At 64.1% G+C, this 22,355-nt stretch carries 20 protein-coding genes; 6 read left to right on the top strand and 14 right to left on the bottom strand.

Features of this window, described 5'->3' with window-relative positions:
• Window positions 1-200: 200 nt before the first annotated feature.
• A protein-coding gene (prfB, locus tag EL255_RS04785; protein ID WP_126623275.1) for a peptide chain release factor 2 occupies window positions 201-1,299 on the top strand; the annotation gives its coding sequence in 2 pieces (ribosomal slippage) (window positions 201-275 and window positions 277-1,299; 1,098 coding nt in all).
• A gap of 20 nt (window positions 1,300-1,319) precedes the next feature.
• Window positions 1,320-2,858, top strand: coding sequence for a lysine--tRNA ligase (lysS, locus tag EL255_RS04780; protein WP_033132420.1), 1,539 nt, complete (start codon window positions 1,320-1,322; stop codon window positions 2,856-2,858).
• A 99-nt stretch (window positions 2,859-2,957) separates the two neighbouring features.
• On the opposite strand, the gene EL255_RS04775 is transcribed toward lysS, so the two are convergent.
• A complete protein-coding gene (locus EL255_RS04775; RefSeq protein WP_042651739.1) occupies window positions 2,958-3,764 on the bottom strand; it encodes a PhzF family phenazine biosynthesis protein in 807 nt (268 codons plus the stop codon).
• Window positions 3,765-3,947: 183 nt separating this feature from the next.
• Here EL255_RS04775 and EL255_RS04770 point away from each other — a divergent pair, with 183 nt between their 5' ends.
• From EL255_RS04770 to EL255_RS04760, 3 genes are read left to right on the top strand one after another with little or no spacing between them, the layout of a single operon-like run.
• Complete coding sequence (locus EL255_RS04770) at window positions 3,948-5,726, top strand: assimilatory sulfite reductase (NADPH) flavoprotein subunit (RefSeq protein ID WP_042651738.1); 1,779 nt, start codon at window positions 3,948-3,950, stop codon at window positions 5,724-5,726.
• Window positions 5,726-7,450 carry an assimilatory sulfite reductase (NADPH) hemoprotein subunit gene (gene cysI, locus EL255_RS04765; protein WP_042651737.1) on the top strand — a complete coding sequence of 575 codons (1,725 nt, stop codon included), beginning with the start codon at window positions 5,726-5,728 and terminating at the stop codon, window positions 7,448-7,450. The genes EL255_RS04770 and cysI overlap by 1 nt, the downstream gene beginning before the upstream one ends.
• A complete protein-coding gene (locus EL255_RS04760; protein ID WP_042651736.1) occupies window positions 7,440-8,198 on the top strand; it encodes a phosphoadenylyl-sulfate reductase in 759 nt (252 codons plus the stop codon). Before cysI ends, EL255_RS04760 begins: the two co-directional genes overlap by 11 nt.
• A 124-nt stretch (window positions 8,199-8,322) precedes the next feature.
• On the opposite strand, the gene proX is transcribed toward EL255_RS04760, so the two are convergent.
• The 7 genes from proX to EL255_RS04725 form a co-directional block, all read right to left on the bottom strand.
• Window positions 8,323-9,309, bottom strand: coding sequence for a glycine betaine/L-proline ABC transporter substrate-binding protein ProX (gene proX, locus EL255_RS04755; protein ID WP_042651735.1), 987 nt, complete (start codon window positions 9,307-9,309; stop codon window positions 8,323-8,325).
• The gene (gene proW / locus EL255_RS04750; protein ID WP_042651734.1) at window positions 9,306-10,451 is read right to left on the bottom strand and encodes a glycine betaine/L-proline ABC transporter permease ProW; all 1,146 of its coding nucleotides are present in this window, start codon (window positions 10,449-10,451) and stop codon (window positions 9,306-9,308) included. The genes proX and proW overlap by 4 nt, the downstream gene beginning before the upstream one ends.
• Window positions 10,448-11,644: a glycine betaine/L-proline ABC transporter ATP-binding protein ProV gene (gene proV, locus EL255_RS04745; RefSeq protein WP_042651733.1), complete on the bottom strand. Its 1,197-nt coding sequence runs from the start codon at window positions 11,642-11,644 to the stop codon at window positions 10,448-10,450. Before proV ends, proW begins: the two co-directional genes overlap by 4 nt.
• Window positions 11,645-12,111: 467 nt before the next feature.
• Window positions 12,112-12,606 carry a type 3 dihydrofolate reductase gene (gene folA, locus EL255_RS04740; RefSeq protein WP_033129976.1) on the bottom strand — a complete coding sequence of 165 codons (495 nt, stop codon included), beginning with the start codon at window positions 12,604-12,606 and terminating at the stop codon, window positions 12,112-12,114.
• 24 nt (window positions 12,607-12,630) lie between these two features.
• Window positions 12,631-13,098, bottom strand: coding sequence for a threonine/serine exporter family protein (locus EL255_RS04735; RefSeq protein ID WP_042644223.1), 468 nt, complete (start codon window positions 13,096-13,098; stop codon window positions 12,631-12,633).
• A 106-nt stretch (window positions 13,099-13,204) separates the two neighbouring features.
• Complete coding sequence (locus EL255_RS04730) at window positions 13,205-14,017, bottom strand: threonine/serine exporter family protein (protein WP_042651732.1); 813 nt, start codon at window positions 14,015-14,017, stop codon at window positions 13,205-13,207.
• Between the two features lie 219 nt (window positions 14,018-14,236).
• The gene (locus tag EL255_RS04725) at window positions 14,237-14,575 is read right to left on the bottom strand and encodes a DUF3135 domain-containing protein (protein WP_042644227.1); all 339 of its coding nucleotides are present in this window, start codon (window positions 14,573-14,575) and stop codon (window positions 14,237-14,239) included.
• 405 nt (window positions 14,576-14,980) lie between these two features.
• Between EL255_RS04725 and mog the strand changes: the two genes are divergently transcribed.
• Window positions 14,981-15,511, top strand: coding sequence for a molybdopterin adenylyltransferase (mog, locus tag EL255_RS04720; protein ID WP_042651731.1), 531 nt, complete (start codon window positions 14,981-14,983; stop codon window positions 15,509-15,511).
• Window positions 15,512-15,582: 71 nt separating this feature from the next.
• Here mog and EL255_RS04715 read toward each other — a convergent pair whose 3' ends face one another.
• The 6 genes from EL255_RS04715 to EL255_RS04685 all read right to left on the bottom strand — a co-directional run bounded on the left by EL255_RS04715 (window position 15,583) and on the right by EL255_RS04685 (window position 22,314).
• Window positions 15,583-16,809 carry a beta-ketoacyl-ACP synthase gene (locus tag EL255_RS04715; protein WP_042651760.1) on the bottom strand — a complete coding sequence of 409 codons (1,227 nt, stop codon included), beginning with the start codon at window positions 16,807-16,809 and terminating at the stop codon, window positions 15,583-15,585.
• Window positions 16,810-16,968: 159 nt separating this feature from the next.
• Entirely contained in the window at window positions 16,969-17,694 is a 726-nt protein-coding gene (locus EL255_RS04705; protein WP_042651730.1) for a 3-ketoacyl-ACP reductase FabG2, read from the bottom strand.
• Window positions 17,695-17,757: 63 nt separating this feature from the next.
• Entirely contained in the window at window positions 17,758-18,213 is a 456-nt protein-coding gene (locus EL255_RS04700) for a hotdog family protein (RefSeq protein WP_042651729.1), read from the bottom strand.
• On the bottom strand, window positions 18,206-19,453 hold the full coding sequence (locus EL255_RS04695; protein ID WP_042651728.1) for a beta-ketoacyl-[acyl-carrier-protein] synthase family protein: 1,248 nt from the start codon (window positions 19,451-19,453) through the stop codon (window positions 18,206-18,208). Before EL255_RS04695 ends, EL255_RS04700 begins: the two co-directional genes overlap by 8 nt.
• Window positions 19,450-20,019 carry a DUF3261 domain-containing protein gene (locus tag EL255_RS04690; protein ID WP_126623274.1) on the bottom strand — a complete coding sequence of 190 codons (570 nt, stop codon included), beginning with the start codon at window positions 20,017-20,019 and terminating at the stop codon, window positions 19,450-19,452. Before EL255_RS04690 ends, EL255_RS04695 begins: the two co-directional genes overlap by 4 nt.
• Window positions 20,020-20,058: 39 nt before the next feature.
• On the bottom strand, window positions 20,059-22,314 hold the full coding sequence (locus EL255_RS04685; RefSeq protein WP_042651758.1) for an MMPL family transporter: 2,256 nt from the start codon (window positions 22,312-22,314) through the stop codon (window positions 20,059-20,061).
• Window positions 22,315-22,355 lie beyond the last annotated feature (41 nt).

Raw genomic sequence — 22,355 nt, 5'->3', positions numbered from 1 at the left:
ACCATGTATTGTTAGCGGCCAATCCGGTCGAAACTGAAGCTGAGAATGTGGTAACAGGCGATATTTTCCGCTGATGCGGAGCAAATGAGCGCGGAAATCGGCCTCCAAAGCCGGTCAGGGGCAGCCAACCCTGTCTATTCCTTCCGCAATTGGCTAGAATATCCCGTTTTTAAATCACATCGACCCCGAGAGTTTTCACGATGTTTGAAGTCAATCCTGTATTAAACAAGCTTAAGGAGCTGTCTGAGAGGACCGAGCTGCTTAGGGGGTACCTTTGACTATGACGCCAAGAAAGAGCGTCTAGAAGAGGTCAATGCCGAGCTGGAACAGCCGGATGTCTGGAATGAGCCAGAGCGCGCACAGGCGCTGGGCAAAGAGCGCGTGTCGCTGGACAACGTGGTCAACACCATAGACGTCTTGACACAAGGTGCTGAGGACGTCGAGATGCTGGTCAGCCTGGCGGTCGAAGGTGAGGACGAAGAGACCTTCAACGAAGCCGTGGCCGAAGCCGATCAGCTGGAAGCCAAGCTGGTGGATCTCGAGTTCCGCCGCATGTTCTCCGGCCAGCACGACGGCTCCGACTGCTACATCGACATCCAGTCCGGTTCCGGTGGCACCGAGGCCCAGGACTGGGCCAACATGGTGCTGCGCATGTACCTGCGCTGGGGCGATGCCCACGGCTACAAGCCGGAGCTGATCGAGCTGTCTGACGGCGACGTGGCCGGTATCAAGTCCGCCACCGTCAAGTTCACCGGCGAGTATGCGTTCGGCTGGCTGCGCACCGAGACCGGCGTGCACCGCCTGGTCCGTAAATCACCGTTTGACTCGGGTGGCCGTCGTCATACCTCGTTCTGCTCGGTGTTCGTCTACCCCGAGATCGACGACGACATCGAGATCGACATCAACCCGGCCGATCTGCGCATCGACGTCTACCGTGCCTCCGGCGCCGGTGGTCAGCACGTCAACCGGACCGAGTCCGCGGTGCGTATCACCCACATCCCGACCGGGGTGGTGGTGCAGTGCCAGAACGACCGTTCCCAGCACAAGAACAAAGATCAGTGTATGAAGCAGCTGAAGGCCAAGCTCTACGAGCTGGAAATTCAGAAGCAGAACGCTGAGAAGCAAGCCCTCGAAGAGACCAAGTCCGATATCGGCTGGGGCAGTCAGATCCGCTCTTACGTGCTCGATGATGCCCGTATCAAGGATCTGCGCACCGGCGTCGAGACCCGTAATACCCAATCGGTACTCGACGGCGACTTGGACAAGTTTATCGAAGCCAGCCTGAAATCAGGCCTGTAAACAGAGCAGCAGGAATCACCATGTCTGAACAAACCACCACTCCGGCAGTCGAGAATCAGCTCGAACTGAACAACGAGATGACCGAGCGTCGCTCCAAGCTGGCCGCCCTGCGCGCCCAGGGCAATCCCTTCCCCAACGACTTCCGTCGTGACAGCCTGTCCGGCGATCTGCACGCCGAGTTTGGCGACAAGAGCGCCGACGAGCTGACGGCCTTGGGTAAACGGGTGAAGATTGCTGGTCGTATCATGACCCGCCGGATCATGGGTAAGGCTTCCTTCGCGACCCTGCAGGACATGGCTGGCAAGATCCAGATCTACGTGACCCGTGACGATCTGCCGGAAGGCTTCTACAACGAGCAGTTCAAGAAGTGGGATCTGGGCGACATCGTCGGCGTGGAAGGGACCCTGTTCCGCACCAACACCGGCGAGCTCTCCGTCCACGTCTCCACCATCCGTCTGCTGACCAAGGCGCTGCGTCCGCTGCCCGAGAAGCACAAGGGCCTGACCGATCAGGAAGCACGCTGCCGCCAGCGTTACCTGGATCTGATCGCCAACGAAGAGTCCCGCAAGACCTTCATGATCCGCACCCAGGTGGTCTCCGGCATCCGCAAGTTCTTCAACGAGAAGCGCTTCATGGAAGTGGAAACCCCCATGATGCAGGTCATCCCGGGTGGTGCCTCCGCGCGTCCGTTCGTCACTCACCACAATGCGCTGGACATCGACATGTACCTGCGTATCGCCCCCGAGCTCTATCTGAAGCGGCTGGTGGTCGGTGGTTTCGAGCGCGTGTACGAGATCAACCGCAACTTCCGTAACGAAGGCATCTCGGTGCGTCACAACCCCGAGTTCACCATGATCGAGTTCTACATGGCGTACGCCGATTACATCGATCTGATGGACCTGACCGAGGAGCTGCTGCGCACCCTGGCCCAGGACATCCTGGGTGACACCAAGATCCATTACGCCAAAGAGGGCGAAGAGGGCCTGACCATCGACTTCGGTCAGCCGTTCCAGCGCCTCACCATGGTGGACTCCATCCTGAAGTACGCCGAGGGCGTGACGCTGGAAGATCTGTCCACCTTGGAGAGCGCCAAGGCCGTCGCCAAGCGTCTGCACATCGATCTGATGAAGGGCTGGGAGCTGGGTCACGTGATCACCGCCATCTTCGAAGAGACGGTCGAACACATGCTGCTGCAACCGACCTTCATCACCGAGTACCCGGCCGCCGTCTCCCCGCTGGCCCGTCGCAACGACCAGAACCCTGACGTGACCGACCGCTTCGAGTTCTTCATCGGTGGCCGCGAGCTGGCCAACGGCTTCTCCGAGCTGAACGATGCGGAAGATCAGGCCAAGCGCTTCCAGGATCAGGTGAACCAGAAAGAAGCCGGTGACGACGAAGCCATGTTCTACGACGCCGACTTCGTGACCGCGCTGGAACACGGCCTGCCGCCGACCGCCGGTCAGGGCATTGGTATCGACCGTCTGGTGATGCTGTTCACCAACAGCCACACCATCCGCGACGTCATCCTGTTCCCGGCCCTGCGCCCGCAACAGAAATAAGCCATCGCCTCAGGCCTGGCCTGAATGCTCGATAGCACTAAAAACGCCCCGCAACTGCGGGGCGTTTTTTATGGCGAAGAGAAACTGCCGGCTTGCGGCTTACGCGCCGGGTGGCAGCAGCCATTCCCCCTGCCACAGGGTCAGCGCCTGACCCGCCATCAGCACCCGCTCCCCCGCCAGGCTGAGCCTCAGCTCCCCCTCCCGGGCGGAGATCTGACGCGCCCGCAGCTGTGTCTTGCCGAGGCGCTCGGCCCAGAACGGCACCAGGGCGCAGTGGTTGGAGCCGGTGACCGGATCCTCCTCCACCCCGACCCAGGGGGCGAAGTAGCGGGAGACGAAGTCATCGTCCGTGCGGCTGGACGGCGCCGTCACCATCAGGCCGCGACCGGGCAGAGCGCGCAGGGCGTGGAAATCCGGCTTGAGCGCCCTCACCTCCTCCTCGCTCCCCAGCTCCAGCAGGAACTTGGCGCCGGCCGCCAGGGTTTTCAGCGGCCGGCAACCGAGCGCTGCGGCGTAGGCCGGATCCAGCGTCAGGGGGGCCAGCGGGATACGCGGGAAGTCGAGCCGGATCCACTCCCCCTCACGGCAAGCCTGCAGCTCGCCGCTGCGGGTCTCGAAGCGCAGGGTCTGCGCACGGGCCACCGCCCCTGCCTGCCACAGCACATGGGCGGCCGCCAGGGTGCCGTGGCCGCAGAGATCTACCTCCACCGCCGGGGTGAACCAGCGCAGCCGGTAGTGCGCGGGCCCGATGGGGCTGAGGAAGGCGGTCTCCGACAGGTTGAACTCCGCCGCCATGGCCTGTAGCTCGGCATCGGGCCGCTCGGGCCCCAGCACCACCACGGCGGGGTTGCCACCGAAGGGGCGCTGGCTGAAGGCATTGACATGAAACAATCTGGTCATCGACATCTATCCTGTGTGGCTGACGGAAGGACTCATCACTGCGCTTTTATAACACGGGTCAAGGGCGGCTTGAGCCGGATCCTGACTTTATAAATTCACAAATCGCATAAAGAAGACATTTTTATTCTTTGTTGTTATCCATCGCGCCCCTTAACCTGACCAAAAATCAGACCATGGAAGACGTGTGTGATGCAACTTACGGATATCTCTCCCCTCTCTGGCGACCAGCAACGCCAGCTGAATCAGGTCCTCGCGACCCTCAACACCCAGCAACTGGCCTGGGTGAGCGGCTATCTCTATGGCCTCTCCCAATCCGGCAGCCAGCCGATCTCAGGCGCCGCTACCAGCCCGGCAGCGGGTGGCAGCCTGACCATCCTCTACGGCTCCCAGACCGGCAACGCCAAGGGCGTGGCGAGCGTCATCCAGCAACAGGCGCAGGCCCTCGGCCTGCCCGTCACCCTGATCTCCATGGCCGACTACAAGCCCAAGCAGCTCAAGAAAGAGAGCCACCTGCTGGTGGTAGTGAGCACTTACGGGGAGGGGGAGCCGCCGGAGAGCGCGGTGGATCTGTTCGAGCAGCTCAAGAAGGGCAAGATAGGCAAGCTGGAGGGGCTCAAATTCGCCGTGCTGGGGCTGGGCGACAGCTCCTACGAATTCTTCTGCCAGACCGGCAAAGACTTCGACGACTTCCTGGCAAAGGCGGGCGCCGAGCGCCTGCATGAACTCGCCAGCCTGGACGTGGACTACCAGGCGGCCGCCAAGGCCTGGGGCGAGCAGGCGGTCAAGGCCGCCGCTACTACCCTCAAGGCCGGCACGGCAACCGCCAGCGTGGCCGGTGCGGTACAAAGTGCCGTCGGTCACAGCCAGTATCACAAGGAGAACCCCTTCCCGGCCCGGCTGTCACTCAACCAGAAGATCACCGGCCGCGACTCGACCAAGGACATCCGCCATATCGAGATCAACCTTGAGGAATCCGGCATCCAGTATCAACCCGGCGACGCCCTCGGCATCTGGTTCGACAACGATGCCGCGCTGGTGAGCGAGGTGCTGACCCTGACCGGCCTCAATGGCGATGAAGTCACCGCCCAGGGCCCGCTGCGCACCGCGCTGACCCAGCATTTCGAGCTGACCCGGCTGCACGGCGGCTTCATCACAGGCCTGGCCGACATCTCGGGCAACGCCGCCCTGAAGGATCTGGCGGGGGACAAGGCCCAGGTCAATGCCCTGGTCGCCGCGGCCCAGGTGGTGGATGTGCTCAAGCGCTTCCCCGCCAGACTCGGCGCCGAACAACTCGTCGCGCTGCTGCGCCCGCTCACCCCGCGCCTCTACTCCATCGCCTCCGCCCAGAGCGAGGTGGAAGAGGAGGTGCACCTGACCGTGGGCGTGGTACGCCATCCCCAGGCCGATGGCACCCTGCGTAGCGGCGGCGCCTCCTCCTATCTGGCGGACAGGCTGCCGGAAGAGGCCGAGGTGCGGGTGTTCGTGGAGCACAACGACAACTTCCGCCTGCCGGCAAACCCGCAGACTCCACTGATCATGGTGGGCCCCGGCACCGGCATAGCGCCGTTTCGCGCCTTCCTGCAGGAGCGGGAAACCACAGGGGCAGAGGGCAAGAACTGGCTGTTCTTCGGCAACCCTCACGCCACCCAAGACTTCCTCTATCAGGTGGAGTGGCAGCGTTATGTGAAGTCCGGCCTGCTGTCGAAAATTTCCCTGGCCTTCAGCCGGGATCAGGGCCACAAGATCTATGTGCAGGACAAGTTGCGCGAGCAGGGGGCCGAGCTGTTCCAGTGGCTGGAGGCCGGCGCCCACTTCTACGTCTGTGGCGATGCCAACCACATGGCGAAGGATGTGCAGCAAGCCCTGCTGGAGGTGATTGCCGAACATGGTCACAAGAGCCATGAGGAAGCAGAAGAGTATCTGAGCGAATTGCGTCGTGCCAAACGTTATCAAAGGGATGTCTATTGATGAGCAAGCAAACAATCTCGAAGCAAGAAGCAGGACCGGTTGAAGGGCCACTGTCCGACAACGAGCGCCTCAAGCGTGAGAGCAACTTCCTGCGCGGCACCATAGAGAAGGATCTTCAGGACCCGCTCACCGGTGGCTTCAACGGCGACAATTTCCAGCTGATCCGCTTCCACGGCATGTACCAGCAGGATGACAGAGACATCCGCGCCGAGCGCACCGCCCAGAAGCTGGAGCCGCTGCACAACGTCATGCTGCGGGCCCGCCTGCCGGGCGGCATCATCACCCCGGCCCAGTGGCAGGTGATCGACAAGTTCGCCGAGGATCACAGCCTGTACGGCAGCATCCGCCTCACCACCCGCCAGACCTTCCAGTTCCACGGGGTGCTCAAGCGCGACATCAAGCTGATGCACCAGACCCTCAACGGCACCGGTATCGACTCCATCGCCACCGCCGGTGACGTGAACCGCAACGTGCTCTGCACCAGCAACCCGGTCGAGTCCGAGTTGCACCAGGAGGCCTACGAGTGGGCCAAGAAGATCTCCGAGCACCTGCTGCCCAAGACCCGCGCCTACGTGGAGATCTGGCTGGACGGGGAGAAGCTCGGCGAGGATGAGGAGCCGATCCTGGGCTCCAACTACCTGCCGCGCAAGTTCAAGACCACTGTGGTGATCCCGCCCCACAACGACGTGGACATCCACGCCAACGATCTCAACTTCGTGGCCATCAGCGATCACGGCAAGCTGGTGGGCTTCAACGTGCTGGTGGGCGGCGGTCTGGCCATGACCCACGGCGACACCAGCACCTACCCGCGCAAGGCGAGCGACTTCGGCTTCATTCCGCTCTCCCACGTGCTGGAAGTGGCCGCCGCCGTGGTCGGCACCCAGCGCGACTGGGGCAACAGGGTCAGCCGCAAGAACGCCAAGACCAAGTACACGCTGGAACGGGTCGGTGTCGAGGCCTTCAAGGCCGAGGTGGAGCGCCGCGCCGGCATCCCGTTCGGCCCGGTGCGCCCCTATGAATTCACCAGCCGTGGGGATCGCTTCGGTTGGGTAGAGGGGATAGACGGCAAGCATCACCTCACGCTGTTCATCGAGAACGGCCGCCTGCTGGACTTCCCGGGCAAGCCGCTCAAGACCGGCATGCTGGCGATCGCCCGCGTCCATCAGGGGGATTTCCGCCTGACCGCCAACCAGAACCTGATCATCGCCGGCGTCCCCGCCGGCGAGAAGGCGCGCATCGAGGGGCTGGCCCGTCAATACGGCCTGCTGGACGATGGCGTGAGCGAGCAGCGCAAGCAGTCCATGGCCTGCGTGGCCCTGCCCACCTGCCCGCTGGCGATGGCGGAAGCCGAGCGCATGCTGCCGGCCTTCGTCAGCGACATCGAAGGCCTGCTGACCAAACACGGGCTGGCGGATGACGCCATCATCTTCCGGGTCACCGGCTGCCCCAACGGCTGCGGCCGCGCCATGCTGGCGGAGGTGGGACTGGTGGGCAAGGCCCCCGGTCGCTACAACCTGCACCTGGGCGGCAACCTGGAGGGGACCCGCATCCCGCGCCTCTATCAGGAGAACATCACAGAGCCGCAGATCCTGGCCGAGCTGGATGCCCTCATCGGCCGCTGGGCCAAGGAGCGCCAGGGCGCCGAGTGCTTCGGCGACTTCGTGATCCGCACCAAGGTGGTGGCCCCCGTCATCGATTCAGCGAGAGACTTCTATGCCGCTTGATCTGCAATCCCTCCTCGGCCTGAGCCGGGAGGAGCAAACCGAGGCGCTGGCTCCCCTCAACCGGGAGCTGGATGCCATGAGCGCCCCCGAGCGAGTGCGCTGGGCGCTGGCCGAGCTGCCGGGAGAACACGTGCTGTCGTCCAGCTTCGGCATCCAGGCGGCGCTGATGCTGCACCTGGTGAGCCGCGAGCGGGCCGAGGTGCCTGTGGTGCTGACCGATACCGGCTACCTGTTTCCGGAGACCTACCGCTTCATCGACGAGCTGACCGAGCGCCTCGCCTTGAATCTCAAGGTCTACCGGGCCGAGCTGTCACCGGCCTGGCAGGAGGCCCGCTTCGGCCTGCTGTGGGAGCAGGGGGTCGAGGGGATCACCCGCTACAACCAGCTCAACAAGGTGGAGCCCATGGACAGGGCCCTGCGGGAGCTCGGCGCCCAGACCTGGTTCTCCGGCCTGCGCCGGGAGCAATCTGGCAGCCGTGGCAAGCTGCCGGTGCTGGCCATCGCCCGCGGCCGCTTCAAGTTCCTGCCGGTCATCGACTGGAGCAACAAGGACGTCTTCTACTACTTCAAGGAGTTTGACCTGCCCTATCACCCGCTGTGGGATCAGGGCTACCTCTCGGTCGGCGACGTGCACACCACCACCAAGTGGGAGCCGGGCATGAGCGAGGAGCAGACCCGCTTCTTCGGCCTCAAGCGCGAATGTGGCCTGCACGAGGAGAAGGGCGAGCACGACGGCTCCGGCATCTGATCCGCCGGTTGATAGGCTGCTTTGACCATAAAAAACGCCCGGCAACTGCCGGGCGTTTTGTTTGCTGTTTCGCTTGCTGAAACCAGCGGGGTTCGGAGCGAGCTTCCTTGCCCGCCGGCTCGGCCTACTGCGCGGCGGCGCGGGCCTGGGCCAACCAGCCGTCGACCAGGGCCTGGTGCCCCTTGAGCCAGGCATCCGCATGACGCTCCACATCCGCCGGCTTGTTCTGTCCCTTGTTCATCAGCCCGTTCTGGATGTTGATGTCGTTGAGGGGCAGCTTGACGATGCTGAACAGCTTGGCGGCCGCCGGGTTGGCATCGGTGAAGGCCTTGTTGGCGACTATGTGCATGGTGTTGACGGCAAAGCCATAGTTCTTGCCATTCGGCAAGCGGGTCTGGTCCGCCCCCCTGGCATCGGCCGGCACCTCCAGCCACACCACGTCCCGCCCCGGCACCAGCTCGCTGCTGAGCCAGTAAGGGGTCCAGGTGTAATAGAGCACCGGCTTGCCGCTCTGGTAGCGGGCCAGGGTATCGGCGACCAGGGCCGCGTAGTTGCCCTGCTTGTGGCTGACGGTCGGGGTCAGGCCGAACTCGTCGAGATGCTGGTTGATCGCCCCTTCGCAGCCCCAGCCCGGGTTGCAGCCCACCAGATCCGCCTTGCCGTCACCGTCGCCGTCAAACAGCGCCGCCAGCTTGGGATCCTTGAGCTGACCCAGGTTGGTGATGCCGTATTGGGTCGCGGTCTGCTTGTCGATGAGATAGCCCTGGGCCGCGCCGGCCACATAGGTGCCCTGGCGGAAGAACACCTTGTCCCCCCCCGCCTGCTCGTACTTGTTGTCCTGCAACGGGATCCAGTTAAAGGCCAGGAAGGTGCCGTCCCCCTGCGCCACCGAGGCGTAAGCCACGTTGTAGTCCACCTCCTGCGCGGGTCGCACCTCATAACCCAGCCGCGTCATCAGCTTGCTGACCAGCAGGCTCTGGAAGGCCTCTTCCGGCAAGGAGCTCTGCAGGGGCTGCACCTTGACGCCCTCCCCCGGCAGCTCGGTGCTGGCCATGGCGACCGTGCTCAGCAACAGGGTGCCCAGGGTCAGGCTCTTGGTGATGCGTCTCATGAGGTTACTCCTTTGCAATGAATGGATTTGCTGCGACCGCACAGGCGCAGCAGCAGCGCCATGGGGCCACGCTGATACCAGCGGCCGACCCGGCTGCGATCCGGCTGCCCCATCGCCTGGGTCAGGCGGTCGAGGACGATGGCCAGCAGCACTATGCCGAGGCCGCCGATGGAGGCGAGCCCCATGTCGAGGCGGCCTATGCCGCGCAGCACCATCTGGCCCAGGCCGCCGACCGCGATCATGGAGGCGATCACCACCATGGAGAGCGCCAGCATCAGGGTCTGGTTGACCCCGGCCATGATGGTGGGCATGGCGAGCGGCAGCTGCACCTTGAACAGCAGTTGGGAGGGGCTGGCACCGAATGAGTGGGCCGCCTCCACCAGATCGGCGGGCACCTGCCGGATCCCCAGCATGGTCAGCCGGATCATGGGCGGCAGGGCGAAGATGACGGTCACCACCACCCCGGGCACGTTGCCGATGCCAAACAGCATGACGATGGGGATGAGGTAGACGAAGGCCGGGGTGGTCTGCATGGCATCCAGCAGCGGCCGGGTCCAGGTGGAGAGCCGCTCGCTACGGGCCAGCAGGATGCCGACCGGCAGCCCGATCAGGACGCAGAAGAACAGCGAGGTCAGCACCAGCGACAGGGTCACCATGGCATCGGACCAGGCACCGATAAGGCCAATCATCACCAGAGAAACAAGCGTGCCGAGCGCCATGCGGCCGTTGACCAGCTGCCAGGCGATCAGGGTCAGCAAGCCTATCATCAGGGCGGAGGGCACCGTCTGCAGCAGGTGGGTCATGGCGTTGAGGGTCAGCTCCACCGGCGCCCGCACCAGCTGGAACACCGGCCGCAGGTTCTCCACCAGCCAGCCGATGCCGCTCTCGACCCAGCGGTCCAGCGGCACCAAAGCCTGCTGGAAGGGATCCAGCCAGTCGATGGAGGCCCCGGTATCCGCCGTGGCGATCTGGTTCTGCCAGTCGGCGGCCTGGGTTTCGGTGCTGCCCCAGGGATCGCTGGTGGCGGTGGTGGCCGTGGCGGCCCAGGGATCGGCCTGCGCCTCGTCGGCCCAGGCGGGGCAGCTCGCCAATAACAACAGTGCCAGCAAGCCGGCCAGCAGACGGTGAGGGATCAAATTCATAGCGGGGTACTCCTGTCCAGGGTGTTCAGCAGGTTGGCCTTGGAGATAAGCCCAAGGTAGGTGCCATCTTGCTCGACCACGGGCACCTGACAGGGTGCGGCGGCCACCTGGCTGATGAGTTCGTTGAGGGAGGTGTCAGCCAGGATGGGCTGGATATCCGCCAGCAGCGCCTGCTCCAGGCTCCCCCTGTCACGCACCGCCTGACTCAGCGACTCGACCGAGACGACCCCAATGAAGTGGCGGCTGCGATCCACCACGTAGCCGTACTCCCGCTCCAGCTCCTTGAGCTGGCGCAGGGCGTTGCCCGGCCCATCCGTTGTGTGTTTCTTGATGAGCGGCGTCTGCTTGCGACTGGCCACATCCCGGGCGCTGAACACGTTGGCGAGATCCACCCCGCGAAAGAAGGCGCGCACATAGTCGTTGGCGGGCTGGTTCAGGATCTCGTCCGGGGTGCCGACCTGCACCACCTGGCCATCCTGCATGATGGCGATGCGATCGCCGATGCGCATCGCCTCGTCCAGATCGTGGGAGATGAAGACGATGGTGCGCTGCTGGCTGGCCTGCAGCTTGAGCAGCTCGTCCTGCATCTCGGTGCGGATCAGCGGATCCAGCGCGGAGAAGGCCTCGTCCATCAGCAGGATATCGGGGTCATTGGCCAGCGCCCTGGCCAGGCCGACCCGCTGCTTCATGCCGCCGGAGAGGGCATCGGGGTAGGCGTCAATCCACTGCCCCAGGCCCACCTGATGCAGCGCCTGACGGGCACTCTGCTGGCGCTCCGCCAGCGGCACCCCGGCCAGCTCCAGGCCAAAGGCGGTATTTTCCAGCACGCTCAGGTGGGGCATCAGGGCGAAGGATTGAAACACCATGCTGATCTTCTTGCGCCGCACCTGGCGCAGCTCGCTGTCCGAGATGGCGGCTATGTCCTCGCCGTCGATCAGCACCTGACCACGGGTCGGCTCGATGAGGCGGTTGAAGAGGCGCACCAGGGTGGATTTGCCCGAGCCGGAGAGGCCCATCACCACGAAGATCTCCCCCTCGTGGATGGCCAGATCGACCCCCTGCACCCCCAATGTCTGTCCTGTCTTGTGCAGGATGCTGGCGCGGTCGTGGCCTTTCGCCAGCAATTTGAAGGCCTTTTCCGGATGTTCTCCGAAGATTTTATAGAGTGATTTGACTTCGAGTTTGACTGTCATACTGTCCTTTTTTCATGGTCGACATCTGGGTGATTAGCCTGCCGAACGCGAACCAATTACTTTCTACACTAAACAATTTACATGAATAACAAAAGAACCATAAGAGTCCCAACAAATTGCTTCAGTCATAAATAACTGATTTTTATAACTTATTTACAGCAACAAAAATTCAACAGATGACCGAACAACACCGAAAAAACATGAGATTCTTGCAATAAAAATCCATAACCATTCCATTTAATGAGCAAAATCAAGCGAGTGAGGGTCATGGCGGAGGGCCATTCCCGGGTGGATGGCTGCCTCCCATGAAGGGCCCTTGAATGATTACAATACTAACTATATTTAATCGCTATGAGGGGAACACTCGGAGGGGGTTGGGCAGAGCGAGAACCGATGCCGGGTGCGACGGCCAAGCCGCAAAAAAAAAAGCCCCTCGCAACGGGAGGGGCCTGCTTGGTGCGAGTGGACTAGCGTCGCTGCCAGGTCTCGAAACGGTAGGGGTGCGGGTTCTTCTCGTCCGCCGGGTGCGCCTCGCGCTCGAGGCACAGCCACTCCCCCTCGTCGAAGGCGGGGAAACGGGTGTCCCCCGGGACCGCCAGCTCGATCCGGGTCAGGTAGAGGCGATCCGCCCTGGGCAACAGTTGGCCATAGAGATGGCCACCGCCGATCACCATCAGCTCATCCACCGCCTCGCCGCTCGCCAGCAGCGCCAGCGCGGCCTCGACCGAATCGACCACCTCCACCCCATCGACCCGGTAATCGGGGTTGCGGCTGATCACCAGGTTGCGACGACCGGGCAGCGGCCGACCGATGGACTCGAAGGTCTTGCGCCCCATCAGCACCGGCTTGCCCAGCGTGACCCGCTTGAAGTGGGCCAGATCGGCGGGCAGGTGCCAGGGCATCTGGTTGTCCAGCCCGATAACGCGATCCTGCGCCATGGCGGCAATCATGGAAATTTGCATGGGTTCAGCCTCTTGCAGCCTGTCTCAGACAATGGGCCGGTTACGGTACACGACCAGGGAGGGGATCGCCAAACCGAAACTGAGCGCCCCCACGATAAACAACACCTTGAGGCCATTGGTCACCGCATGATGGATGAGCTCGGTGGTCACCCCCGAGATGTTGAGCTCCACCACGGCGATCATGGTCTTGAACGCATAGCTGCCGGGGATCATGGGGATGATGGAGGCGACGCTGAACACCGGCCGGGGGGCCAGCAGACGCTGCGACCAGTAGACGCAGACAAAGCCGACCGTGGTGGACGCCGCCAGGGTGGCCCACTCGATGGGCATGCCGTAATGGATCAGCAGGGTACGCAGGCTGTGGGCCAGGGCACCGCCCATGGCGCAATACTTCAGCATGCGCGGCGGCACGTTGAACAGCATGGCGAAGCCTACCGCCGGGATGGCCGACCAGAACGCATCCCTGGCCAGCAGCAGGAGCAGATCCATCATGGCGCAACCCCCCATTCCCTGCTGAGCCGAACCGGCAACTGCTGGCGGCGGATAAATGTTGCACCTAGGGGGGATGGCCCTGGCCCGCAGGCTCTTTCATTTCGCCTCATATCGAGTCCCACCACAGCTTCCAGCCCCAGATCCCGGTGACCGACATGGCCAGCACTATGCCGATGACGGCGCTGACGGTGAGCAGGGTCGCCGTGCCCCAACGGGCCAGCCCCAGATTGAAGTAGCCCTTCACCATGTCGGACACGGCGTTGATGAGCGGGAAGCCCGGCACCAGCAACAGCACGCTGGCCGCCATGGTGAGATAGGGTTGGCCTCCCCACTGGAAGTAGGTGGCGCTGGAGGCGATCAGGGTGGCGACAAACCCGGTCACGGCGAAGTTGATGAGCGGGCTGTGATGATGGCGGGCCATCAGCTGGCGCACCCGCATCGCCACCGCAGCGGCGACGAAGGTCACCAGGAAGATGGGCCAGTCGCCGCCGAACAGCAGGCTGAAGGCCCCACAGGAAAGCCCCACCATGGGCACCACCAGCCAGGGGTGATAGTGGAATGGCACTATGCCATCGAGCCGCTGGCGTACCTCCCGCACCCCGACAAGCTCCTTCTCCGCCAGTATGCAGAGGCGCTGAACCTCGCACACCACCTGCATGTTGATGCCCTGATCCCGCACCCGGCGGGTGGTGGTGACGCAGTTGCCCTGATAGAGGCTGGTCAGCACTATGGCGCTGGCGGAGATGGCCATCTCGACGCTCTCCAGCCCGAGAGCCAACCCGAGCCGGACCGTGGTCTGCTCTATGATGCGCCCCTCGGCCCCATGTTGGGCCAGCAGCTGGCCCACCTTGACGATGATCCGGGTGATCTCTGTCTGTTGTTCCGGTGACAGCACCCTTCTTGGCGTGATACTTCTCATAATCCCTTAGAGTCGTAGCAAGATGAAATGTGCCGAGATACTACCCCAAACGGTATAGTCCTTCACCCATATCTGATGATTTAGCCAGCCCAGATGTTATTTATCCGGCGCCCAGCGCCGCTTGGCAGCAAATAACAAACAAACCACCCAACTAATTAACATCGGGTGGTTTGCCTGCAAGAATATGCGGGGGAATAAAGAGAGCCGGGTGCCAATACTTTATTTATTGCGCCTATGATCCGACAGTTGAATCACATTATTCAGCGGCGGCCGCGCCTCCTCCCGTGCCGATGACTCCTCCTGCAGCTGGCTCATATGACGGCGCATGGCATAGAAAGAGTCGTGCATCATGTTGGCGATCCGGATGCAGCTATCCAGATTATTCCGGGCCAGACGCCGCTGGCAATCGATGCGAAATTGCAGGCCCCGCAGCCGCCGTTGCCGATCCGGCCCGACCTGCGCGATCAGGGCATCTATTTGCTGGTGCAACAGCTCATCGAGCCGCTCCGGCTCGTCGAGGGCCCAGTGTTTCAGAGTATCGAAATCAGGCAGCTCCATATGCCCTCCTGGCCAGAAGCCTCATGTGTGACACTTCCACGACTACGCTCAGCACATAATTTCACTGTCCGTAAGGATGGTTATATAAGATGACGGCGATTCTGGTTCGGCCTGCCCCGTGCCACAGGAGTCCATTTCCCTATCAGTGGGGCGATATGTTGGCGAGGCTAAACATTTATTCTTTATGATTCATGTAATTATCGGCATTCGGCCTGCGTCAGTTTTTTTATAAATTTTACATGTTTATATACCCGCCCTTATTCCCTATTCATCGGTGGGGGCGGATCGGTTTTTCGTTCGGCTCTCCATTCTGGCGACCCTCCCTATACCCGCCCCGCTGGTTTAACATATCTATCTGATTATGTTATTTTATTTACCACTTTTTCGAATGAGCAAGGGCAGAGCATGAGCAAGGCAAGAATCGGTATCGTCACCGTCAGCGATCGCGCCAGCGCGGGCATCTACGAAGACCTGTCCGGCAAGGCCATCATAGACACCCTGGGCAGCTACCTGACCTCTGAGTGGGAGCCCGTCTATCGGCTCATCCCGGATGAGCAGGATCAGATTGAGGCCACCCTGATTGCACTCGCGGATGAGGAGCAGTGCTGCCTCATCGTCACCACAGGCGGCACCGGGCCGGCCAAGCGGGATGTCACCCCGGAGGCCACAGAGGCGGTGTGCGATCGCATGATGCCGGGCTTTGGCGAGCTGATGCGGGCCGAGTCCCTCAAGTTCGTGCCCACCGCCATCCTCTCCCGCCAGACCGCCGGCCTGCGCGGCGGCTCACTCATCGTCAACCTGCCGGGCAAACCCAAGTCGATCCGCGAGTGTCTGGACGCTGTCTTCCCCGCCATTCCTTACTGCATCGATCTGATGGACGGCCCCTATCTCGAGTGCGACGAGAGCGTCATCAAGCCATTTCGTCCCAAGAAATGAGCTCTGCTCATCACCCATAAAAAGAGGCGCCCCTGGGCGCCTCTTTTTATTTCCAGCCTGTTGGCCGGCGGCTAGGGCCAGCGCTTGAAGATGAGGGAGGTATTGATGCCGCCAAAGGCGAAGTTGTTGGACATCAGATAGTCCACCTTCAGCTCCCGGCCGCCGCTGCGGATATGATCCAGCGGGGCGCAGGCGGGATCCGGCTCGTTCAGGTTGAGGGTGGGGGCAAACCAGCCCTCGGCCATCATCTCGAGGGAGAGCCAGGCCTCGATGGCGCCGCAGGCCCCCAGGGTGTGGCCTAAGTAGCTCTTGAGGGAGGAGATAGGGGTCTTGTCCCCGAACAGGGCCGAGGTGGCGTGGCTCTCGGCGATGTCGCCCCGCTCGGTGGCCGTGCCATGGGCGCTGATGTAACCGATGTCCCCGGCCTGCAGGCCGGCATCGGCCAGCGCCAGCGCCATGCAGAGCTGCATCGTCTCCTGCTGGGGCTGGGTGACATGGGCCGCATCGCAGTTGGTGGCAAAGCCCACCAGCTCGGCGAAGATGGGTGCGCCGCGCGCCAGGGCATGCTCCAGCTCCTCCAGGATCAGGCTGCCCGCCCCCTCCCCGATCACCAGGCCATCGCGGTCCCGATCGAAGGGCCTGGGGCTCAGCGCCGGGCTGTCATTCATCAGGCTGGTGGCGAACAGGGTGTCGAATACCACCGCCTCCGAGGGGCAGAGCTCCTCGGCGCCACCGGCCACCATCAGATCCTGATAGCCGTGCTTGATGGACTCGTAGGCGTAGCCTATGCCCTGGCTGCCGGAGGTGCAGGCGCTGGAAGTGGGGATCACCCGGCCGCGCAGGCCGAAGAAGAGGCCGGTATTGACCGCCGCCGTGTGGGGCATCATCTGCACATAGGTAGTAGCGGTGATGCTGGCGGTGGTCTTGTCGTTGAGCATGGCCCCGAAGTCGCTGATGGGCCCGGTGCTGCCGATGGAGGAGCCGTAGGCGATGCCGGTGCGACCGCCGGTCAGGACCGGATGATCGATGAGCCCGGCCCGGGTCAGGGCCAGCTCGGTCGCCACGGTCGCGAGCTCGGAGACCCGCCCCATGGCCCGGGTCTTCTTGCGCGGGTAATGGGCCGGCAGCGCGAAATCCAGGATGGGCGCCGCCAGTCGGGTATTGAGCCCCTCATAGACATCCCACTCCGGCATCTGGCGCACGGCGTTGTGCTCCTGTCGCAGGCGGGGCCCCACGCTCTGCCAGTCGTTACCGAAGGCGGTCACTCCGGCCATGCCGGTGACTACGACACGCTTCATGCTGCTCTGCTCCACTCTGCCTGCTCAAGTTGGCCCCATAGTCTCACATCCCCGCTCATACCATGCCCCCGTTGATCGAGATCACCTGGCGGGTGACATAACCGGCGATGTCTGAGTTTGACTGCGGGTAGGAGACCAGTCCCATTCGCTTCATACCCTTCATGCCATGCCTCCATTAATAGAAATGACCTGCCGGGTCACATAGGCGGCGATATCAGACATCAGGTAGGAGACCAGCCCCGCCACCTCCTCGGCCTGGCCCATGCGTTTGAGGGGGATCATCTTCATGGCCTCGGCCTCCACCTCGGCATTGACCATGCCGGTGTCGATGAGGCCGGGGGCCACGCAGTTGACCGTGATCTTGCGCTTGGCCAGCTCCAGCGCCAGGGCCTTGCTGGCCCCTATGATGCCCGCCTTGGCGGCGCTGTAGTTGACCTGGCCGCGGTTGCCCATGATGCCGGATACCGATGACAGGGTGACGATGCGCCCCCCCCGGCGCAGCCCTATCATCGGCATGATGCAGGGCTTGAGCAGGTTGTAGAAACCGTCCAGGTTGGTGTGCAGCACCCCATCCCAGTCCTCGTCGGTCAGGGCCGGGAAGGCGCCATCGCGGATCACCCCGGCGTTGCTGACCACGCCGTAGTAGGCGCCATGGGCCTCGATGTCGGACTCGAGCCGGTTGCGACACTGCGCCCGATCCGAGATGTCGAACTGGATCAGCCGCCCCTCTCCTCCCGCCGCCACTATGGCGGCCAGGGTCGCCTCGGCGCCGGCGCTGTCGCCGTGATAGTGCACCACTATGTGAAAACCATCGGCGGCCAGCTTCAGGGCGATGGCGCGGCCTATGCCCTTGCTGGCGCCCGTCACCAATACGGTGGAACTCATATTCGATCCTTCTCTAACAGATTCAGATAAACCGGTTTTTTAGCCCAGCGCTTTGGCCGGGACCTAAGGCTGTGCCAGCAACTCGGCCAGCTCGGCATCGCCGGGCAGGTAGGTGCTGAGGCGCGCCTCGGCGCAGGGCTCGTCGCCCCGCAGGATCCGGCACTCAAAACTGGCCATGCCGCCATCTTCCAGCAGGCACTCGGCCTCGATCACCAGCAGCTCCCCGGCCGCGAACGCCGGCACCTGGCAGCGATACTGGCGGCTGCCGAGCAGCATGCCGATGCGCACCGGCTCGCCCCGCTCGCGCCCCCGCATCCCCGCCCAGGCGGCTATGGTCTGGGCCATCAGCTCCAGGCCGACCCAGGCGGGCAGGTTGCCCTGCTCATCGAGCAGCAGGCCGTGGCGCGCGCCGACTCGGGTCTCGCAGCGCACCCGCTGCCCCCGGTAATCGAGCAACCGATCCAGCAGCAGCATGGGGGCCTGATGGGGCAGCAACTCGGCGATGGCTATCTCATTCATGGGGCGGTTCTCCTTCCTTCCCCGAGATGATACGCCCCAACAGCAGGCTGACGTTATTGCCACCGAAGGCGAAGGAGTTCGACAGCACCCGGGCCAGCGGTCTGCCCGCCTCCCCTGCCCGCACCAGCCGGATGGGGGCCAGGGCCGGATCCTGCGCCTCCCCCTGCGGGGGCGGCGCCAGTGCCTGCTCCATCAGCAGGCAGCAGAGCGCCGCCTCGATAGCGCCGGCCGCCCCAAGAGTGTGGCCGGTCAGCATCTTGCTGGAGCTGCAGGGCGCCGTCTCGCCCGCGCCAAACAGCCGGGCCAGCGCCTTGCTCTCCATCTCGTCGTTGAGCTTGGTCGCGGTGCCGTGCAGGTTGATGTAGTCGAGCGCTTTGGCCTCGATGCCCCCCTGGAGCAGCGCCATGCGCATGGCGGCCTCGGCCCCCAGCCCCTCAGGATGAGGCGCCGAGATATGCCAGGCATCGGACGACTCGCCCGTGCCGAGCAGGGCGAGTCCGGCACGCTCCCGGCTCAGCAGGAAGAGGGCGGCCCCCTCCCCGATGTTGATGCCACACCGCTCGGCGGCGAAGGGGCGGCAGCGCGCCAGGCTGAGGGACTCCAGGCTGTCGAAGCCGTTGAGGGTCAGGCCGCACAGGCTGTCGACGCCGCCGACGATGACCGCATCCGCCAGCCCGGCCGCCAGCAGCCGCCGGCCGCTGATGAAGGCGCGGGCGCTCGAGGAGCAGGCGGTGGAAAGGGTGTAGGCCGGGCCGGTCAGGGCCAAGTGGCGGGCCAGAAATTCACTCGGCGAGCCCAGCTCCTGCTGGCGATAGTCGAATCCGGCCGGCAGCGGCTGGTCGGCCTGCGTGGCGGCGACCGCCGCCTCGGCCTCGGCGATCCCAGAGGTGCTGGTGCCCAGCACTATGGCGATGCGATCCGCCCCCAGCCGGGCTTTGAGCTCATCGAACCCTGGCCGGATCTGGGCAAGGGCCGCCAGCAACAAGCGGTTGTTGCGCGAGTCATAGGCCGAGAGCGCCGCGGGCACAGGGGGCAGCGCCGCGCTCACCCGGCCGACCGGGGTGAGCCGGCCATCGCTCAGGGCCTGCGACTCCGCATCCAGCGGGCTGATGCCCTGCGTCTGCCAGCGGGCAAGGGCCGCAGACACCGCCGCCTTGCCCTCCCCCAGGGCGCAGATCAGGCTGTAGTCCCGGATGTAACAGGGGGCAACCGGCGGGCTCTCCTTCCGATTCGGGCTCATGGCGCCAGCTTCTCCATCTGCAACTGGTAATCGAAGGCGTGCTGGATCAGCCGCACCGGCTCACGCTCCCCGGCGATCTGCCGGTAGTGGATCTCGCTCACCAGTTTGCCATCGGGATCGGTCAGACGGCGTACCATGCCTTCGTCCTCGAGTCGCCAGCCCTTGGGCAGCTGTGGCTGCCAGGCGGCGATGGGCCAGTAGCTCAGCATCACGTCGGCGAGCACCTGGGCTACCGGGGGCAGGGCCGCCCCTCCCAGCAGGCTGGAGAGCTGCTCGGTTTGGATCCGCTCGCCGTCATAACTCAGCCGAAACAGCCGGATCCCGCTGGGGGTCAGCCCCACCAGGGTGAGCCGGTGGCCATCGGCCTCCAGCACGGTCAGCAGCTGATGCTGGCCGCCCTTGCTCGTGGCACTCAGCAGTTGCTGGCGATAGAGCGGTTGAGCCCGCAGCGGGGCTGGCAGCAGCAGGCTGGTGTCCGGGCTCAGGAAGGCACGATTATCGGGCACGGGCTGGCTGGCGCAGGCGCTCAGCAAGGTGGCGAACAACAGGGACAAAAACAACTTCATCATGGCTCCCGAAGAGCTGCGGTGGCTGGTGGTCATGGGTCATCGCCTCTCCAGTACCAGTGGTGAGAGCAGGAATGCGGTGAAGATACCGCCGCTGAGCACCAGACCGAAGCCGGCGATGGCCGAGGTGTGGCTCAGGGCCAGCAGGCCGAACGACAGCTGGGTGGTCAGGTTCGCCAGCAAGATGGCGAACATGGTCGAGCGTTGGCGCAGGGGATCCCCGCCGCTGTAGGCGAAGAAGAGGCTGTAGTCGATGCCGATGCCAAAGATGAGGCTCATGGCCAGCACCCCGAACAGGGTGAGCGGCTGGCCACAGGCGGCGAGCAGGGCCAGACCGGCCCCCAGCGAAAATCCGCTGATCAGCAGGATCCGCACGCTCTTGCGCCAGCCAAACCGGACCCAGAGCAGCAGACCCACCAGGGCGATGGCCACCAGCAGCAGCTCGGTCAGCTTGATGCGGTAGTGGGCAAACAGCTCACTCCACTGGTTGCGCGGATCCTGCCAGAAGACCCCCTCCTGCCCCTGCGCCAGCTTTGCCACGGCGGCAACCTCCGTCACCCCGTTCACCGGCAGCCAGAGCGCCACCCGACCATCTGGCAACCCATGCCAGAGCAGTCGACTGCCCTCGCTGACCGGGCTGGCCAGCCACTGCTCGGGAGTCAGGGGATGCCAGGATCTCGGCTTGGCCTCGACCGGCACGCCGGCCTGATTGAGCCGCGCCACCACCTCGGGCAACAGCCGAGTGAGGGCGGCATGATCCGCCCGCTGCTGTGCCTGGGACGGCAGCCACTGCGCCAGCGAAACGAAACCTGCCAGCTGACCCTGCGCCCTGGCCTGAGCCAGCTTATGACTCATGGCTTCGAGCCGCTGCAAGGCGGTCTCGCCATCCGCCGCCGTCACCAGGAAACCCGTCATGCCCCCCTGCTGGCCGGTGAGGTGCTGGATCTGCCGCTCCTGTGCCTGCAGCTCGGTGGGCAGCGGCTGCAGCCGAGCTATGTCGTCATCGACCTCCAGCCGGTTCAATCCCACCCCTATCAGGATCAGGCAGAGCAGTGGGACGCCCCAGCGCAAGGCACGGATCTCGCGCCACCACTTGAGCCAGAGCGCCATCGGCACCAGGATGTGCGCTTCCCGCTGGGGCAAGTCACCGAGCCAGAGCGGGAACAGGCAGAGCACAGTAATAAACGAGGCCGTCAGCCCCACCAGGGCGCACAACGCCATCTGCTGCAAGCCGGGGAAGGGGGCCAGCCAGAGCAGGCCATAGCCGACCAGGGTGGCGAACAGCGCCATCGAGAGGCTTGGCAGCAAACGGGCGCGGGTCTGGTGAGGGCTCTCCTGCAACCCATGCAGGCGCCGCTCGGTCAGGAAGTGGATCCCGTAATCTATGATGCCGACCAGGCTGGAGCTGATCACCAGGGTGAACATGTGCACCTCGCCAAACCACAGCAGCACGGCCAGCACCCCCCAGACGAGGCCGATGGCGATGGGCAGCAAGGAGATCCAGAGCGCACGACCAGAGCGGAACGCCAACCACATCAGCAGCAAGACCCCGAACGTGGAGCCGAGCCCTATGGTGGAGATATCCTCCTGGGCCAGGTCACTGGCATGCTGGCTGTAGAAGAGGGTGCCACGGCGCAGCAGCTCCAGCCCGGAGTACTGGGCCTTGAGGGCCTGCTCCACCGCGTTGAGCCGGGCCAGCAGCTCGCTATTGCGAGAGAGATCGAAGGCCGAGAGGTCCAGCTCGGCTCGCAGCAGAAACCACTGCCGCCCCGCCTCGTCCCGGCTCATCAACCAGCCCTGATCGAGGCGCAGGGCCGTGGCCGCCTGACCCTGCACCCCGGCGCGGGTCAGCAGCAGGGGATCGGCTTGCCACTCGGGGCGGGAGACGCCACCGAAGGGGCTGTAGATCTGGCCGAGCACCCACTGGCTCCAGGCCTCGGGGCCCGCGGCCAGCCGGGCCCGGCTGCCCTCATCGAGGCGCTGCCAGGCATAGTCATAGATGAAGCCTTGCCAGGCGGAGGCCAGCTCCGGCTGGGCACCGCGCACCGCGCTGAGCTCGGGCAAGGCGCTCAGGGCCTTTGCCCACTCCTCTGCCGCGACGCGACCATCCTGCCCCGCCGGCAGGCTCAGCATCCAGACCAGCTGTTTGTCGAGCTGGCGCAACAGGCCACCGCGCAGGGCCGGATCCAGGGTGGATCTCTCCTCGTGGGGCAGGAGATCCATCAGGCTGGTATTGATGCGGCTGTGAGAGAGCTGCCAGCCGAGCAGCGCCAGCGCCAACAGGCTGAGCAGCAGCCAGAGGCAGGAGAGCCGGCGCCAGGTCGGCTCGCTCCAGC

The organism is Aeromonas encheleia, from assembly GCF_900637545.1.
Taxonomy (GTDB): Bacteria; Pseudomonadota; Gammaproteobacteria; order Enterobacterales; family Aeromonadaceae; genus Aeromonas; species Aeromonas encheleia.
The sequence above is the reverse complement of the archived record's forward strand: the minus strand, read 5'-3'. Positions and strand labels throughout refer to the sequence as shown.

Excerpts from the sequence above, each read along its gene's own strand:
- EL255_RS04705 (WP_042651730.1), bottom strand. The coding sequence starts at position 17,694 with ATGAGTTCCACCGTATTGGTGACGGGCGCCAGCAAGGGCATAGGCCGC.
- EL255_RS04725 (WP_042644227.1), bottom strand. The coding sequence starts at position 14,575 with ATGGAGCTGCCTGATTTCGATACTCTGAAACACTGGGCCCTCGACGAG.
- mog (WP_042651731.1), top strand. The coding sequence starts at position 14,981 with ATGAGCAAGGCAAGAATCGGTATCGTCACCGTCAGCGATCGCGCCAGC.
- EL255_RS04695 (WP_042651728.1), bottom strand. The coding sequence starts at position 19,453 with ATGAGCCCGAATCGGAAGGAGAGCCCGCCGGTTGCCCCCTGTTACATC.
- proW (WP_042651734.1), bottom strand. The coding sequence starts at position 10,451 with ATGAATTTGATCCCTCACCGTCTGCTGGCCGGCTTGCTGGCACTGTTG.
- folA (WP_033129976.1), bottom strand. The coding sequence starts at position 12,606 with ATGCAAATTTCCATGATTGCCGCCATGGCGCAGGATCGCGTTATCGGG.
- EL255_RS04760 (WP_042651736.1), top strand. The coding sequence starts at position 7,440 with ATGCCGCTTGATCTGCAATCCCTCCTCGGCCTGAGCCGGGAGGAGCAA.
- EL255_RS04775 (WP_042651739.1), bottom strand. The coding sequence starts at position 3,764 with ATGTCGATGACCAGATTGTTTCATGTCAATGCCTTCAGCCAGCGCCCC.
- EL255_RS04770 (WP_042651738.1), top strand. The coding sequence starts at position 3,948 with ATGCAACTTACGGATATCTCTCCCCTCTCTGGCGACCAGCAACGCCAG.
- cysI (WP_042651737.1), top strand. The coding sequence starts at position 5,726 with ATGAGCAAGCAAACAATCTCGAAGCAAGAAGCAGGACCGGTTGAAGGG.
- EL255_RS04690 (WP_126623274.1), bottom strand. The coding sequence starts at position 20,019 with ATGAAGTTGTTTTTGTCCCTGTTGTTCGCCACCTTGCTGAGCGCCTGC.
- EL255_RS04735 (WP_042644223.1), bottom strand. The coding sequence starts at position 13,098 with ATGATGGATCTGCTCCTGCTGCTGGCCAGGGATGCGTTCTGGTCGGCC.
- lysS (WP_033132420.1), top strand. The coding sequence starts at position 1,320 with ATGTCTGAACAAACCACCACTCCGGCAGTCGAGAATCAGCTCGAACTG.
- EL255_RS04715 (WP_042651760.1), bottom strand. The coding sequence starts at position 16,809 with ATGAAGCGTGTCGTAGTCACCGGCATGGCCGGAGTGACCGCCTTCGGT.
- proV (WP_042651733.1), bottom strand. The coding sequence starts at position 11,644 with ATGACAGTCAAACTCGAAGTCAAATCACTCTATAAAATCTTCGGAGAA.
- EL255_RS04730 (WP_042651732.1), bottom strand. The coding sequence starts at position 14,017 with ATGAGAAGTATCACGCCAAGAAGGGTGCTGTCACCGGAACAACAGACA.
- EL255_RS04700 (WP_042651729.1), bottom strand. The coding sequence starts at position 18,213 with ATGAATGAGATAGCCATCGCCGAGTTGCTGCCCCATCAGGCCCCCATG.
- proX (WP_042651735.1), bottom strand. The coding sequence starts at position 9,309 with ATGAGACGCATCACCAAGAGCCTGACCCTGGGCACCCTGTTGCTGAGC.